This window comes from Pandoraea morbifera, assembly GCF_902459575.1.
GTDB classification, from domain to species: domain Bacteria; phylum Pseudomonadota; class Gammaproteobacteria; order Burkholderiales; family Burkholderiaceae; genus Pandoraea; species Pandoraea morbifera.
Map to the genome: position 1 here is coordinate 86,974 of NZ_CABPSD010000004.1, position 13,827 is coordinate 100,800.

The 13,827-nt window shown below is 66.2% G+C and carries 12 protein-coding genes; 6 read left to right on the forward strand and 6 right to left on the reverse strand.

Features of this window, described 5'->3' with window-relative positions; all coding sequences use genetic code 11:
• Nucleotides 1-71 precede the first annotated feature (71 nt).
• Nucleotides 72-1,373 carry an O-antigen ligase family protein gene (locus PMO31116_RS08565; protein ID WP_150566355.1) on the forward strand — a complete coding sequence of 434 codons (1,302 nt, stop codon included), beginning with the start codon at nt 72-74 and terminating at the stop codon, nt 1,371-1,373.
• 17 nt (nt 1,374-1,390) lie between these two features.
• Entirely contained in the window at nt 1,391-2,284 is an 894-nt protein-coding gene (locus PMO31116_RS08570) for a glycosyltransferase family 2 protein (RefSeq protein WP_150566356.1), read from the forward strand.
• Between the two features lie 89 nt (nt 2,285-2,373).
• Here PMO31116_RS08570 and PMO31116_RS23635 read toward each other — a convergent pair whose 3' ends face one another.
• Both PMO31116_RS23635 and PMO31116_RS08575 read right to left on the reverse strand, forming a co-directional pair.
• The gene (locus PMO31116_RS23635) at nt 2,374-2,544 is read right to left on the reverse strand and encodes a hypothetical protein (protein ID WP_174971002.1); all 171 of its coding nucleotides are present in this window, start codon (nt 2,542-2,544) and stop codon (nt 2,374-2,376) included.
• Nucleotides 2,545-2,676: 132 nt separating this feature from the next.
• On the reverse strand, nt 2,677-3,729 hold the full coding sequence (locus PMO31116_RS08575; RefSeq protein WP_217424729.1) for a YeiH family protein: 1,053 nt from the start codon (nt 3,727-3,729) through the stop codon (nt 2,677-2,679).
• Between the two features lie 305 nt (nt 3,730-4,034).
• Between PMO31116_RS08575 and PMO31116_RS08580 the strand changes: the two genes are divergently transcribed.
• On the forward strand, nt 4,035-4,691 hold the full coding sequence (locus PMO31116_RS08580) for a 2-hydroxychromene-2-carboxylate isomerase (protein ID WP_150566357.1): 657 nt from the start codon (nt 4,035-4,037) through the stop codon (nt 4,689-4,691).
• A gap of 20 nt (nt 4,692-4,711) precedes the next feature.
• Here the strand turns inward: PMO31116_RS08580 and PMO31116_RS08585 are convergent, their stop codons facing one another.
• From PMO31116_RS08585 to yfiR, 4 genes are all read right to left on the reverse strand, one after another.
• Nucleotides 4,712-5,974 (reverse strand): SGNH/GDSL hydrolase family protein, encoded by a 1,263-nt coding sequence (locus tag PMO31116_RS08585; RefSeq protein ID WP_150566358.1) that lies wholly within the window; start codon nt 5,972-5,974, stop codon nt 4,712-4,714.
• A 212-nt stretch (nt 5,975-6,186) separates the two neighbouring features.
• Nucleotides 6,187-6,693 carry an outer membrane lipoprotein YfiB gene (gene yfiB / locus PMO31116_RS24270; RefSeq protein ID WP_281350130.1) on the reverse strand — a complete coding sequence of 169 codons (507 nt, stop codon included), beginning with the start codon at nt 6,691-6,693 and terminating at the stop codon, nt 6,187-6,189.
• Nucleotides 6,694-6,845: 152 nt separating this feature from the next.
• Nucleotides 6,846-8,312 carry a diguanylate cyclase DgcN/YfiN gene (gene dgcN, locus PMO31116_RS08595; protein ID WP_246185208.1) on the reverse strand — a complete coding sequence of 489 codons (1,467 nt, stop codon included), beginning with the start codon at nt 8,310-8,312 and terminating at the stop codon, nt 6,846-6,848.
• Nucleotides 8,309-8,920 (reverse strand): regulatory sequestration protein YfiR, encoded by a 612-nt coding sequence (gene yfiR, locus PMO31116_RS08600; protein ID WP_150566359.1) that lies wholly within the window; start codon nt 8,918-8,920, stop codon nt 8,309-8,311. The genes dgcN and yfiR overlap by 4 nt, the downstream gene beginning before the upstream one ends.
• Before the next feature lie 469 nt (nt 8,921-9,389).
• Here yfiR and PMO31116_RS08605 point away from each other — a divergent pair, with 469 nt between their 5' ends.
• The 3 genes from PMO31116_RS08605 (at nt 9,390) to PMO31116_RS08615 (ending at nt 13,311) form a co-directional block, all read left to right on the forward strand.
• Nucleotides 9,390-11,111 carry a putative bifunctional diguanylate cyclase/phosphodiesterase gene (locus PMO31116_RS08605; protein WP_150566360.1) on the forward strand — a complete coding sequence of 574 codons (1,722 nt, stop codon included), beginning with the start codon at nt 9,390-9,392 and terminating at the stop codon, nt 11,109-11,111.
• A 142-nt stretch (nt 11,112-11,253) separates the two neighbouring features.
• On the forward strand, nt 11,254-12,360 hold the full coding sequence (locus PMO31116_RS08610; protein ID WP_023594347.1) for an S-(hydroxymethyl)glutathione dehydrogenase/class III alcohol dehydrogenase: 1,107 nt from the start codon (nt 11,254-11,256) through the stop codon (nt 12,358-12,360).
• 198 nt (nt 12,361-12,558) lie between these two features.
• Nucleotides 12,559-13,311, forward strand: a complete 753-nt coding sequence (locus tag PMO31116_RS08615; protein WP_150566361.1) for an SH3 domain-containing protein — start codon at nt 12,559-12,561, stop codon at nt 13,309-13,311.
• Nucleotides 13,312-13,827: the final 516 nt, after the last annotated feature.

Consider the following 13,827-nt stretch of genomic DNA (forward strand, 5'->3'; position numbering starts at 1 on the left):
CTAAGCCGTGGCTCGGGGGGCATTTCTGGCATACTTCGTGCGGAGTAAACCTGAAGTCTGCCAGTCATCCAATGAGTAAGTCCGCCTTGCCGGCGCAACTTTCAAACCGGCCTTTGTTTGCCAAGATTTTCTGTGCGTTGATTCTGTTGTTTCCCGCCGCCTCTTTAGTGATCCCTCGCGGCGGAAACACCGTAATGTTTCTGACGGTCGCCCTGGGGGCGACCGTTCTCGTGACGGAGCGAAAACAAGGGGATATTTGGCGGCTCTTCAGAAGCGACATCGGCGTTCGCGTGTTCATCAGTGCCCTATGCCTGCCGTTCTTTGCAATCCTGATCGTTGAGTTGCTGCACGGGAAAGTCGTCTCCAACACGCTGGACTCGCCCGTGCGCTTCGTTCTCGCCGTTATTGTGTTTCTCGGACTGCGACGCCTTGCACCATCGGTTCCCAAGGTCGTCGACCTGACGTTTGGCGCCGGCGCGATCTGCGCGGCCATCATGGCCGTCTACTCGACCACCGACATCCTGGAGGCAAGGGCCGAGAGCGCCTTTCTCAACCCGATCCATTTCGGCGACATCTCCCTGCTGCTAGGCATCCTCTCCGTGGTGTCGATCCATTGGCTCGCACACGACAAGCCCTGGGTCGTCGTGTTCAAGATTGCCGGCGCCCTCGCCGGCGGCTACGCGTCCTGGGCCAGCCAGTCGCGCGGAGGCTGGATCGCCCTGCCCTGCCTGCTTGTCGTGTGGCTGTTCTGGCGCGAACCTGGCGTCAACATGTGGCGGCGTGTCATGATTGCCGTCGTCGCCGTCGTGCTGCTGGCCGGCGCTTTCGCATCGCCCTTGGTGCGCGACCGATTCGAGGCCGTTCGGTCGGACCTCACGAACCTTTCTCAAGGGCATCCCGACACGTCCACCGGTATCCGGCTCGAGCTCTGGAAGGCGGCAGGCAAACTCATTGTCGAGCACCCACTGCTCGGGCTCGGCGCCCATGGTTACCGTGACGCCATGCCTGAAATGTCCGCATCCGGTGTTCTCACGCCACTGGCGGCCGACCTCGGCAAGGGGGAGGTGCACAACCAGATTCTGGCTTACGCCACCGATTACGGTCTGATCCTCGGCCTGCTGGCCATTCTCGGCGTCTATGCCGGACCCGCATACCTGTATTTGCGCGCCGCCCGCGTGCGCTCAAGCCGCAAGGAACATCGCGCCGCGCTCATGGGACTGATGACCGCGGTTGCATTCGCCGTCTTCGGACTGACCGTCGAGACCTTCAACCTGAAAGTCACGGTCGCCTTCTACGCAACGATGCTGGCGGTGTTTGCGGCCTTCGCATATCCTGACGGCGATCCCGACAATAAGACGCCGGCCGCCCGGTAATACACGCCGTTCCTTCCATGCTAAGCATTCTGATTCCGACCTGGAACAACCTGCCGTTCCTCAAGCTGTGTATCGATAGCGTGCGCCGTCATTCCGGCGAGGCGCACGAGATTCTCGTCCACGTGAACGACGGCAGCGACGGTACGCTGGCATGGGTGCAGGCACAGGGACTGCGTTACACCCACAGCAGCGGCAACGTGGGCGTCTGCCTGGCGCTCAACCAGCTCGCGCCCCTGGCCTCGCACGACCAGTTGCTGTTCCTGAACGACGACATGTTCGTCACGCCCGGCTGGGACACGGCGCTCATCGAGGCGGCCCGTACCCTGGACACGCCCGTCTATTACCTGTCGTCGGTGATGATCGAGCCCAACGCCGGGGTGAGCAAACAGGTAGTGTCGAAGGATTTCGGCACGACGCCGGAGACGTTCGACGAGTCGGCACTGCTCGCCTTCGCCGCGTCGCTGGGTCGCGGCGATGTCAACGGCGTGCCCACGCAGCCCACTTTGGTAAGCCGCAGCCTGTGGCATCTCGTTGGGGGATACAGCATCGAGTTCGGGCCGGGCATGAGCAGCGACGACGACTTCCTGATGAAGCTGTGGCTCGTCGGCTGTCGCACGTTCCGCATTGTCGGCAAGAGCGTGGTGTACCACTTCGGGTGCCGCTCCACCGGCCGCGTGGTGAAGAATCGGGGCAGCCGTGAATTTCTGATGAAGTGGGGCATGACGCAGGCCGAGTTCAAGCGCGACTATCTCGATCTGGCGGGCACGCCCGCCGGCGCCGAGTTACCGAACGTGCCGCAACCCAGCGGCAAGAGTCGCATCAAGCGCGCGCTTCACGGCAGCAAGCCGTATCCGCTCGAAGACCTGCAGCGCTGGGACGGCAACGTGCCGCGCCATCTCAAGCTCGACTGAGCCACGTGGCACACCCCGTCCCCGCGGCCGACAAACGCGAGCCGCACGTTCCCTCCCGCTCGGATCGCCTGCGCGCGGAGCGCGCGCGCTCATTGTCGTGGGTGGCGAATCCGCGCCCAGGCGTGCTCGAGCCGCTGCACCGCGCGATGATTCGGGTGACGCGTCCACCACACCCCCAGCTCCCACACCATCCCGGCCAGCACCGCGATCAGCACCAGCGCGCCGATGGTATACCCGATCTCACCGAATGACGTTCCCATGACGCCTCCCGAATTGCCGCACCCAAAAGACTTCACGGACGACCGATGGCCGTCCGTGATTTCATTCTAGGTGACGAAACCCGGCTTGACCGCCGGTTATGTCCCAGGGGCTGACGCCGGACGGGTATCGTCTTAGAGCTGCCCCATCGCCAGTTGCACGACCAGGCTGCTCACCGACACGGCGGCCCACACGCCGAGTCCCAGGAGGATGGGGCGCACGCCGGTGGAAGCCATGCGGCGCAGGTTCGACGACAGGCCGATGGCCGTGAGCGCAACGATGATGAGGAACTCGGCGGCATCGTGAATCCACGGTTGGAGCGCGTTTGGCACCAGTCCCGCCGTGCGGATACCCGACGCGATCAGGAAGCCGAGGATGAACCACGGGAAGATGCGGGCGAGGCTGAAGTTGCCTGCGCCGGAGCGCTTGGCACGATAGGCCACGATCGCGGCGAGCGTCAGGCAAATCGGGATGATCAGCGTGGCACGGGTGAGCTTGACGATCGTTGCGTAGTCCCCGGCCGCCTTGCTGTAGCTGTACCCGGCTGCCACCACCGACGACGTATCGTTGATTGCCGTGCCCGCCCACATGCCGAATCCCAGGTCCGACAAGTGGAGCACGTGGCCGAGTACCGGGAAGAGCAGCACGGCCGCGATATTGAACAGGAAGATGGTCGAGATGGCGAATGCGGTCTCGTGATCGTCCGGCTTGACGATCGGCGTGACGGCCGCGATCGCCGAGCCGCCGCAGATGGCCGTGCCCACGCCGATGAGCAACTTGAGCTTGTCGCCGACGCCGAGCAGACGCCCCAGCCCCCAGGCCGACAAGCCCGCGGCGGTGATCGTCACCGCCGTGACGGCCAGCGACTCGAGCCCCGTATGGGCGACCTGCGACAGGCTCAACCCAAAGCCGAGCGCGATGATGGACCACTGAAGCACGTACTTCGACGCAAACTTGATGCCCGCCTCGTATCGGGCCCCCGGCGCAAACAGGTTGCGCACGAGAATGCCCAGCAGGATGCCGAACACCGGACCGCCAACAAGCGGCATCTGCCGACCGAGCAACAACGCCACGAAAGCAATGACCGTCGAGAGGATCAGGCCGGCCCAAGGGTTGTGCCGATCCGGCACCAGAGTATCGGGACGGCTGGCCGTGGCAGAGCGTTCGGTGTGGGTTTTTGTTGTCATTGCAGGCACTCCTATGGAATGACTGCAAGTCTAAAAACTCCGCTTAAATAATAAAAATCGTTATATCAGATACGAAATATACGAAAATCCGATATTTACTCAGCTAGCACGTAAGCTTCTGAATTCACGGCGTTTTTTGCCTTGCGACCGCGCAGGCGGTTCGCCGATGGCGGTGGCCCGCCCGCTACACTGATGCAAATCATCGGGAAGCATCCCTGTAAGCGCCCCCTTCAGGGTCACGAAACGCGTCGAGGCTTTTGTCCGCGCCGACATCATCAAACATCGCCTTACCGGAGACCGTCCTCATGTCGCAAGCTGCTCCCGCCCGCCGGGCACAATGGTATTTCGATTTCGCCTCGCCCTTCGCGTACTTGCAGCTCCAGCGCTTCGGCACGCTGCCCGGCGCGCTGACGATCGAATGCAAGCCGATCGTGCTGGGCGCGATACTCGCGCACGTGCAGACGCAGGGGCCGGCGGAGATCCCCGCCAAGCGCGTCTTCACTTATCGCATGGCGCAATTCCGGGCCGAGCAGGACGGCATTCCGTTTCGCATGCCCCCGGTACATCCGTTCCATCCGATCCGTGTGTTGCGCCTGGCTGTGGCGCTCGGCGCGACGCACGAGGTCGTGCAAACGATTTTCCGGTTCATCTGGGCGGAAGGGCGCGACGTCACCGACGTGCAGGAGTGGCAAGTCCTCAGCGAACGCCTGGGGCTCTCGCCCGATGAGGCCATCGAGAAGGCAGACGCCCCGGCCGTGAAAACGGCCTTGCGCGAGAACACCGAAAGCGCCATCGCGGCGGGCGTGTTCGGCGTACCCACCTTTGCCTGCGACGGCGCGTTGTATTGGGGAGACGATGCGACCGCAATGTTCCGCCACTGCCTCGAACATCCGGAGTGGCTGCGATCGCCCGAGGTTGCACGTCTGCAGCAGATCACGATCGGCGTGCGGCGCGAGCGCTGACGCCCTGCGCCCGGCCGGCGCTACTTCTGGGGGCCGAGCACCAGCGGCAGCGGCACGGCGTCCGCCATCGCGGCATATCCGGCATCGCTCGGATGCGTCCCGTCGCCGCTGTCCAGACGCGGCTGCATGCGCGTGGGCTGCGCCGGGTCGCGCAGCGCCGCGTCGAAATCGATCACGCCATCAAAGGCGCCGCTCGTGCGTACCCACTGATTGACGGCTTCCCGGACCGCTTCGCGCTCGGGCGGCAATTTTCCCGGCGGGATGGTGGTGCCGAGGATACGTACGTGCTTAGCGTGCGCGGCGGCGATCAGCGACTGATAGCCGGCGATCATCTCCGGGGCGGTCACGATCACGTGCGGTACGTCGCAGTCGAGTCCGGCGTGCGGCGGCACGTACCCGAAGTTGATGTCGTTGATACCGATCTGCACCACCACCGTGCGCACGCCCGGTTGCTCCAGCGCATCGCGGCGGAAGCGCGTCAGCAGCCGCTCGCCGTAACATGCCGAATCGTGCAGCAGGCGATTGCCGCTGATGCCGAGATTGAGCACCGCGACATCGCGGCGCCCGGCCGCTTCCAGACGCCGCGCCAGCCCGTCCGGCCAGCGCCGGTTGGCATTGAGCGTGCTACGCATGCCGTCCGTGATCGAATCGCCGATGGCGACGATGGCGTGTGCCGGTACGTCGGGCACCACGCTGAGTCCCGACAGCCACACGGTGTTGGTGAAGCGCGTCGGAAACGACGAGCCCTGCGCGGCATCGACGTAATTGCCGGTGCCGCTCAGGAACGCCGTCTGTTGCGCGATCTTGTGCCACGTTGTCGGCGTGCGCGCCTCCCGCGTGAACAGGCTGACCGCCAGCGGTGTGCCGGCGCGGACAGCGAATGGCAACGGGTCGCTTTCGACCGACGCTCCAGGCGCAAGCGAAGCGGCCGGTCTGCCGCCGAACGTCAGCGCGCGCAAGCTCGCGGCATCGACGGCCGCGCCGCGCTCGGACACCGCGAGACTTGCCGCCCCGATCTCCAGCGGTTGCGTGCCGAACGTGTTCGAAAACCGCACGCGCACCTCATTGCCCGACAGTGTCGGATAAACGATCTGGCGCACGGTTCGGCCACCGACGGCCGGGGCCCGATTGAACGACGGCGCCGCGGGATGTTGTGCGACGGCCTGGGGCGCAGTCGCCCACGTTGCGACGCGAGCAGGCTGCGCAAGCGCAGGCGACACCCCACCGCCCGCCAGGACGGCGAGCCACACGAGGTTCAGGAAAACACGTGATGCACGATGCATTCGGGGTGAGCCGTCAGCTGAGGAAGCGCAGTGGATCGGAAACGTTACGGCAACCGGGCACTAGCCGGTGAGGGGGCTGGCCGCTTGCGGGCATGCCCCGAAATTGCCGTCATTTTGACTGATTGTGATCGCGCGCCGCGCGAGACGTTCCCCACGGGCGGCGTCGGCGTGACGCGAGCGTCTTGCCACGACCGCGCAGCAAATCGCGACCGTCAGCGCGTCGAGATCACGATGGCCACGCGGCGGTTCTGAGCGCGGCCGGCCGGTGTGCTGTTGTCGGCCACCGGATTGCGCTTGCCGGCGCCGATCGACTGGATGCCGTTGCGCTTCAGGCCCGCGTCGACGAGCGCGTCGGCCACCGCGTCTGCCCGGCGCGCCGACAACTGCTCGTTATACGTGTCGCTGCCGACCGAGTCGGTGTAGCCGTAGACGCGAACCGCGTCGAGCCCCACCTTCACGAGCGTGCCGCCGATGCGCAGCACGGTCTGGCGAGCGGCGTCGCGCAGCACGAACTTGTCGGTATCGAAGAGCACCGTGTCGGAGAGGCCGAATTCCCAGCCTTCGTCAGTCTGGACAAACCCCTCGGACTTGAGCGCGGCGATCTGCTCGGCCGTCAGTCCGTGAACAGGCGTCGTCTGGCAGCCGGCCAGCGCACCGAATGTCAGCAGGACGACGAGCGAAAGCAGGCGACGCACGGCGCGCGCCAGGCGAGCGGACACGCCGGGGCGTGACGTGGTCGAAGCCGGTCGCGGCGCGACGGCGCGCAGGTTGTGTTTATCAACAGCGAAGTCCAAAGCGAATCCCCATGGCAGTAGATGGTCCGGTCGTCATTTCTGGTTTTGTCGTTGCAGCTAAGGTGTTGCGCGCCGCCTTATCCCTTGGGGCTTTCCGCAACATGCCAGGTGCCCACACCGGCACGCTTGGCCTGGTACATCGCCGCATCCGCCGAGCGCAGCAACGCGGAGGCGTCGCTCGCGTGCGTCGGGTACAGCGCCACGCCGATACTCATCGACGTGACGACTTCGCCGCCACCGGGCAGCGCAATCGTTTTTTCCATCGACGCCAGCAGACTCTGCGCGAGACGCACGGCATTGGATGTCTGACGCACGCCCGGCAACATCACGGCGAACTCATCGCCGCCCAGGCGCGCAACCAGATCGCCTTCGCGCAACGGCTGGCGCAGCCGTTCGGCAATCGCCACGAGCACGGCATCGCCCGCGTCATGGCCCAACTGGTCGTTGATTTCCTTGAAGCGGTCGCTGTCGAGGTACAGCAGCGCGACATGCGTGCCGAGCTCGCTGGCGTCCACAAGCGCCTGTGACAGCCGCGATTCGAAGTACGCCCGGTTCGGCAGTCCGGTGAGCGGATCGTGATTCGCCTGATGGGCGAGGGTCGCGTTCTGCGCACGCAGGTGGCTCTGCCAGCCTTCGAATTCGTCGAGCAACGCGTTGAAGTCGTCGCCCAGCTCCTTCAGTTCCGCGAGCGGCGTGGCCGCCACGCGCTGATGGAACGCGCGCTCCCGGCGCACCGCATGGGCCACTTCGGCCAGTGCCCGCAGCGGCTTGACGATGTCGCGGTGCATTCGCTTGGCCAGCAGGTTCGCCACGGCAAAGGTGACCAGCAGGCAGGCAAGCACGCCGCCAATGCCGCTGATCAGGAACAGGAAGAACTGATGGCCCTGTCCCTGCACCTCGATATGGCCCACTTCCTTGCCGTCATGACGAATCGGTGACGTCACCGGGCCGGGCAGCGCGAAGTCGGCGACGATACGCTCGACCCGGGCGAGAGTACCACCGTCTGCGCGACGCCACAGTGCAAACTGGTTGTCGTAGGCGTCGAGCACGCGCACCTGCACCACGTCCTCGTCGTTCGCGATCAGCGCGATCGCCTCCTGCGCCGCCACGCGGTCGCCGAAGACGACGGCGGCTTCCGCCGTGTAGGCGAGCGACCTGCCGATGAGCTGAAGATTGTTCTCGGCGTAACTGCGCAGGGCGAGCCATGCCACCAGCGAAAGCGACACGGCAGCCAGCACGACCGCCGAGACCGCCAGGCGCAGGTGCGTGCGTCGCAGCAGGCCTTGAAGCGACGGGCGACGGCGACGGCCCGTCGTGCCCGTCGTCGCGGACCGCACCGCTTGGTGGGTCGGCGGCGCCGCAGGCGGGGAAGCGGGTGGCGTCGAGGCGTTGGAGGACGCCGGAGCACCGGTACCGGTACCGGTACCGGTACCGGTACCGGTCGAATACACGTCCGGCGGCGGCGTCTGGGGCGACAGCAATCCGGCCACGGCGCTGCCGGCGCCGGACGGTGGTGGGTGGGTTGGGGGGAGTCGGGTCGTCATGGTGTCCCCGGTTTTCGCGCCAGCTTCAGCACGTTGGGGTGGACACGTACGCCGCTGCGCGCGACGGTGTCGAGGTTGATGTCGAAGGTCACCCGGTCGGCATCGACGTTCAGGCAGAACATCGTCCCGGAGGTGCACGAGTCATTGCGCTCGCTGATCGTCAACACGGGATGACCCGCGATGTTGGCCAGCAACTGCCGGCGCTCGCCGTCGCCGACGGTGCCGAGATATAACGCGTCGCACAACGAACCAATCGCGGGTTCGGCGGCGGACAGGCGGCGCGCCTCCACCGGTAGCCCGCTCGCGGGCAGCGGTCCGGCCACCAGGTCGCGCGCATATTCCGTGTTGCCGCTCACGCACAGGCGTACCTTGGCGGGCGACGTCGGCCAGCGGGTGAAACTGATGATGCCCAGCACCACCTGACGCACGTTGGCCTCGCGCACATCCACGGACGCACCACCCGTGCCGCCTGATGCACCTGAGGCGCCTGCGGCGCCTGAGGCGCTTGAGCCACCGGCCTCCGGCGTCTGCGCATGGGCAACGCCGCACAGGGCGCAGCACGCGAGCCACAGACAGAACGCCAGCTGCGCGTGCAGACGACGAGGCATCCGGCGCGCTCGCCAGAGGCCGGTTGCCATACCGCTCGTCGATGTCCGGACGCAATGCAACGCCGTCTTCCTTTTCCCGAAATGTCTGTGGTCCTGAGGGGGATACCGCAAGTGTCCCGCGCGACGGATCTCACTGCATCCCGCCCAGGTCAGGGCGAATCATACCGAAGGGCTTCGACTCAAGCCACCGGCAAACGATGCATCATGCGGCTCCGCACCCCGGTGCCTCGTTACGGACTTCCCTTGCAGCATGCGCGAGAAGACGCGTTTTCGAAAGCGCTTTCGACACCGCGTTTTCCCTTGCACGCACGCGTTCGCAACGTGGCAGAATAAACATCATAACCGCTTGAAAATCAAAAGAAATCCAGCGAATCGATCGCTCGAATTTCGAGATAATATTCGCGACGCCAGGGAGGTGTTGCATGACGTTCCTGAACGCCGGCCGAACCGGCATTCGGGAGGTGCGGGCATGAACGATCCCGTACCTCGTCGGGTACCCGACGTGCAAGCCGAGTTGAGCCGCGCGGCGCTCGACAGCGCGCCCTATGCCATGTTCGTCTGCACCGATGACGGCATGCTCGAGCGCATGAACGCCGCGTTCACGCGCCTGACAGGCTATGGCAGCACCGAACTGCTGGGCAAGCGCAGCTTCCTCTCGCTGCTCGACCCCACCGAGTTGGCGCGCCGCCGCCTGCCCGCGCTCGCGAGTCTATCGGCCCAAGAATCCGTGCCGTATGACGACGAATGGCACTTGCTCACGCACGCGCGAAGCTGGCTACCCATCCGCCTGGCCTTGTCCTGCGTCGAGCATGCCCCCGGCGAGCGGCGCTGGGTGGGCATCGTGCTCGACCTGTCGCAGCAGGTGCAGGTCGCGTCCCGCCTCTGGTACGTCACGCACCACGACCCGGTCACGCGCTTGCCCAACCAGACATTGCTCAACGAACGGCTCGAACTGGCGATTCACCGTTGCGCGCGACAGCAGGTGGGGCTCACGGTGCTGCTCGTCGAGCTCGATCATCTGCGCAAACTGCATAGCACCTTCGGCGCCCCGGCCGCCGAGCTGGCGTTACGCATCGCCGCCGAGCGGCTGCGCGAAGCCACCGGCCCGGAAGACGCCCTCGCCTGCCTGGGCGGCAGCCAGTTCGTCATCGTCACCAATGAAACGGGTGACGCCGCGCGCCTGCTCGCCTCGCGCATCCAGTCCCGGCTCGCCCAATGGGTTGACGTCGAGCAAAGCACGGTGGCGCTCGACGCGAGTATCGGCGCCGTAAGCTACCCCGAACATGGCCACACGCCCGAGGCCCTGCTTCGGCGCGCCCACGTGGCACTGGGCATTGCGAGCGCCGCCGGCGGCGGGTTGCGCTTCTTCAGCAGCGAGATGGATGCGCAGGCGAGGCGGCGCAACGCACTGGAGGGGCTGCTGCGTGCGGCGATTCACGAGCGCACACATTCGCAACTGCATCTCGTCTACCAGCCGCAGGTCAGCCTCTCCGACGGCGAGATCCGTCACGCCGAAACGTTGCTGCGCTGGCGCCACCCGACGCTGGGCGCCATCGGCCCGGCCGAGTTCGTACCGATTGCCGAGACGTCCGGCCTGATCCTGACGTTGGGCGAGTGGGTGATGCAAACCGCCTGCCGCGAGGCGAGCCGGCTGCTGCGCCGCTGTGGCCGGTTGCCGCGCATGTCGGTGAACGTCTCGGCGCAGCAGTTTGCCCGGCAGGATGTGGTGGGCATGGTCGAGCGTGCGCTCAAGGCCCACGCACTGGAACCGCGGCACCTGGAAATCGAAATCACGGAAACGGTGCTGCTCGGCGATTCGAGCGCCGCACTGGGCGGGCTGCGCTCGTTGCACGACATGGGCGTGGAGATCGCCGTGGACGACTTCGGCACGGGCTACGCGAGCCTCGCCTACCTGACGCGCTTCCCTGTCGACCGCCTGAAGATCGATCGCACGTTCGTGCGCGACATGCTCACGCACGCGCCGAGTCACGCCATCGTGAACGCGGTCATCGCCATGGCGCACTCGCTTGGCCTTCGCGTCACCGCCGAAGGCGTGGAGACCCAGGCGCAGGCGCAGCGTCTCACCGAGCTGGGCTGCGACGAGGCACAGGGCTACTGGTTCGCCCGCCCGGTCGAGATGCAGGGGTTCTATCACATCGTCGCGCCGCTGGGCAGCAGAGGCCGGCGATAACGCGCCGCGCCCCGCGATTCCTGCGCCCGGCCCCGCTATTTCCGCCGGCATGGCGTGTCAAGACTCGCGCGCGCCCTGAGAACGCGGTATGGTACGTCGCGAAGGGACTCCCCCGAACGTCGTTGCAACGAGGAATATCGCCATGAAAACCAAAGCCGCCATTGCCTGGGAAGCGGGCAAACCCCTGACCATCGAGGAAGTCGATCTGGAAGGGCCGCGCGCCGGCGAGGTGCTGATCGAGGTCAAGGCCACCGGCATCTGCCATACGGACTACTACACACTCTCGGGCGCCGATCCCGAGGGGATCTTCCCGGCCATTCTCGGCCATGAAGGCGCGGGCGTGATCGTCGACGTCGGCCCCGGCGTCACCACGCTCAAGAAGGACGATCACGTCATTCCCCTTTACACGCCCGAATGCCGCCAGTGCAAGTTCTGCCTGTCGCGCAAGACCAACCTTTGCCAGGCGATCCGCAGCACGCAGGGTCGCGGCCTGATGCCCGACGCCACGTCGCGCTTCTCGCTCGACGGCAAGCCCATCTTCCACTACATGGGCACCTCCACGTTCTCGAACTACATCGTCGTGCCCGAAATCGCCGTGGCGAAAGTGCGCTCCGACGCACCGTTCGACAAGGTCTGCTACATCGGCTGCGGCGTCACGACCGGCGTGGGCGCCGTCGTCTATTCGGCGAAGGTCGAGGCGGGTGCCAACGTCGTGGTGTTCGGTCTGGGCGGCATTGGCCTGAACGTGATCCAGGGTGCGAAGATGGTCGGCGCGGACAAGATCATCGGCGTCGATATCAATCCGGGTCGCGTGGAACTGGCGAAGAAGTTCGGCATGACGCACTTCCTCAACCCGAATGACGTCGAGAACGTGGTCGACACCATCGTGCAGCTGACCGACGGCGGCGCCGACTATTCGTTCGAGTGCATCGGCAATGTGACGACCATGCGTCAGGCGCTCGAGTGCTGCCACAAGGGCTGGGGCCAGTCGTTCATCATCGGCGTGGCCGCCGCCGGACAGGAGATCAGCACGCGCCCGTTCCAGCTGGTCACGGGCCGCGAGTGGAAGGGCTCGGCCTTCGGCGGCGCCCGGGGGCGCACGGACGTGCCGAAAATCGTCGACTGGTATATGGAAGGCAAGATCAACATCGACGATCTCATTACCCACACGCTGCGACTGGACCAGATCAACGAAGGCTTCGATCTGATGAAACGCGGCGAATCGATCCGCTCGGTCGTGCTGTACTGATCGCGACGGCCGTCGCATCGACCCGATGTCGCCATGGCGTAACGAAATAAAACAATTCCGTCCGGTTTCGTTACGCATTACCGCAAACCAAAGCGCGAGGCGACCGGTCGAACCGACATGCGGTGGATGCCGGCCGGTCGCGGCCGGCGCCCATGATTCGGCCATGGTCTGGCCGAGGTTCGAACAAGGGAGACGACAATGAAGCGATGGACCTTACCGCTCGCGCTCGCGGGCGTCGCGTCGCTCGCTGCGCTGGCAGTTCCCGGCGCCGCGCTGGCGCAGTCGGGGCAGGCGGTGATCAATTCGTCGGCCAACGTGCGCGCGGGTCCGGCCAGCGACTATCCGATCGTCGCGCAGGCCGCGCCGGGCATGCCGGTTACCGTCTACGGCTGCCTGTCCGACTATTCGTGGTGCGACATCGGCCTTCCCGGCACGCGGGGCTGGATTTATGCCGCGCTGCTCAGCTATCCGTATCAGGGCAACCCGGTGCCCATCCTCAACTACGGCCCGATGATCGGCCTGCCCATCATCACGTTCTCCATCGGCTCGTACTGGGGCAACTATTACCGCAATCGGCCGTGGTATCACGACCGGCGCTACTGGAACAGGCCGCCGCCGGGACCGCGTCCGCCGCACTGGGGCGGACCCGGGCCGCGCCCGCCGGGCCACTATCCGGGCCCGGCACCCCGGCCACCAGGCGGACACTATCCGGGCCCCGGACCGCGGCCGCCGCATTGGAATAGTCCGGGCAATCGCCCCCCCGGGCACGGCGCGGGCCCGGGTTCGCGACCTCCTGGAAACGGCGCAGGCCCCGGCCCTCGCCCACCCGGTCATGGGGCGGGTCCGGGCCCGCGCCCCCCGGGAGGCGGCAACCACGGGCCCGGTTCGCGCCCGCCCGGTGGTGGAGGACATGGCGGGGGACGCCCGCCGGGCGGCGGCGGAGACCGCTGATCGCTTTCGGGCCGCCGATCGGCCGCCGCGAGGGCGTCAGCGGCCGTGGTGCCCCTGACGCCCTGGGTACGCTTATGACCCCGAATTCAGCAACTCCTGCACGCGGTCCGGGAAAAACGCTTAAAATGTGAGCAATTCCGGCCAGGCGGTGGCGCCGATCGGGCGCCGATGGCCGGACCGCAGGACAGCGAGCCCTTGCCCGCACCACGCCCCAGGCGTGTGCGGGCTTCTCACATTGAAGACCAGGCGCCTGCTCCCGGTTCCGACGCCGGCTCCGACGCCGATTCCGTCGCCGATTCCGACTTCGGAATCGGACGAGCCGTCAGCAGACCTTTCGCCGGTGCGCCGTGGCGACCGTCGCAACGGTCGCGGCAAACCGGCAGGCCGCTCCGTCAGTCTCCATCGTGTTCGTCCCGCCCCGGCGTGCTTGTCGCACGTCGCGGCCGTCCGTTGCCCGACGCCACGCCGTCGCCGGCCGCGCCTTCCCGCGCGCGCCGACCACGGCCAGAGGCTGTG

Excerpts from the sequence above, each read along its gene's own strand:
- PMO31116_RS08565 (WP_150566355.1), top strand. The coding sequence starts at position 72 with ATGAGTAAGTCCGCCTTGCCGGCGCAACTTTCAAACCGGCCTTTGTTT.
- dgcN (WP_246185208.1), bottom strand. The coding sequence starts at position 8,312 with ATGACGACCCGACTCCCCCCAACCCACCCACCACCGTCCGGCGCCGGC.
- PMO31116_RS08615 (WP_150566361.1), top strand. The coding sequence starts at position 12,559 with ATGAAGCGATGGACCTTACCGCTCGCGCTCGCGGGCGTCGCGTCGCTC.
- PMO31116_RS08575 (WP_217424729.1), bottom strand. The coding sequence starts at position 3,729 with ATGACAACAAAAACCCACACCGAACGCTCTGCCACGGCCAGCCGTCCC.
- PMO31116_RS08580 (WP_150566357.1), top strand. The coding sequence starts at position 4,035 with ATGTCGCAAGCTGCTCCCGCCCGCCGGGCACAATGGTATTTCGATTTC.
- PMO31116_RS08610 (WP_023594347.1), top strand. The coding sequence starts at position 11,254 with ATGAAAACCAAAGCCGCCATTGCCTGGGAAGCGGGCAAACCCCTGACC.
- PMO31116_RS23635 (WP_174971002.1), bottom strand. The coding sequence starts at position 2,544 with ATGGGAACGTCATTCGGTGAGATCGGGTATACCATCGGCGCGCTGGTG.
- PMO31116_RS08570 (WP_150566356.1), top strand. The coding sequence starts at position 1,391 with ATGCTAAGCATTCTGATTCCGACCTGGAACAACCTGCCGTTCCTCAAG.
- PMO31116_RS08605 (WP_150566360.1), top strand. The coding sequence starts at position 9,390 with ATGAACGATCCCGTACCTCGTCGGGTACCCGACGTGCAAGCCGAGTTG.
- yfiR (WP_150566359.1), bottom strand. The coding sequence starts at position 8,920 with ATGCCTCGTCGTCTGCACGCGCAGCTGGCGTTCTGTCTGTGGCTCGCG.
- PMO31116_RS08585 (WP_150566358.1), bottom strand. The coding sequence starts at position 5,974 with ATGCATCGTGCATCACGTGTTTTCCTGAACCTCGTGTGGCTCGCCGTC.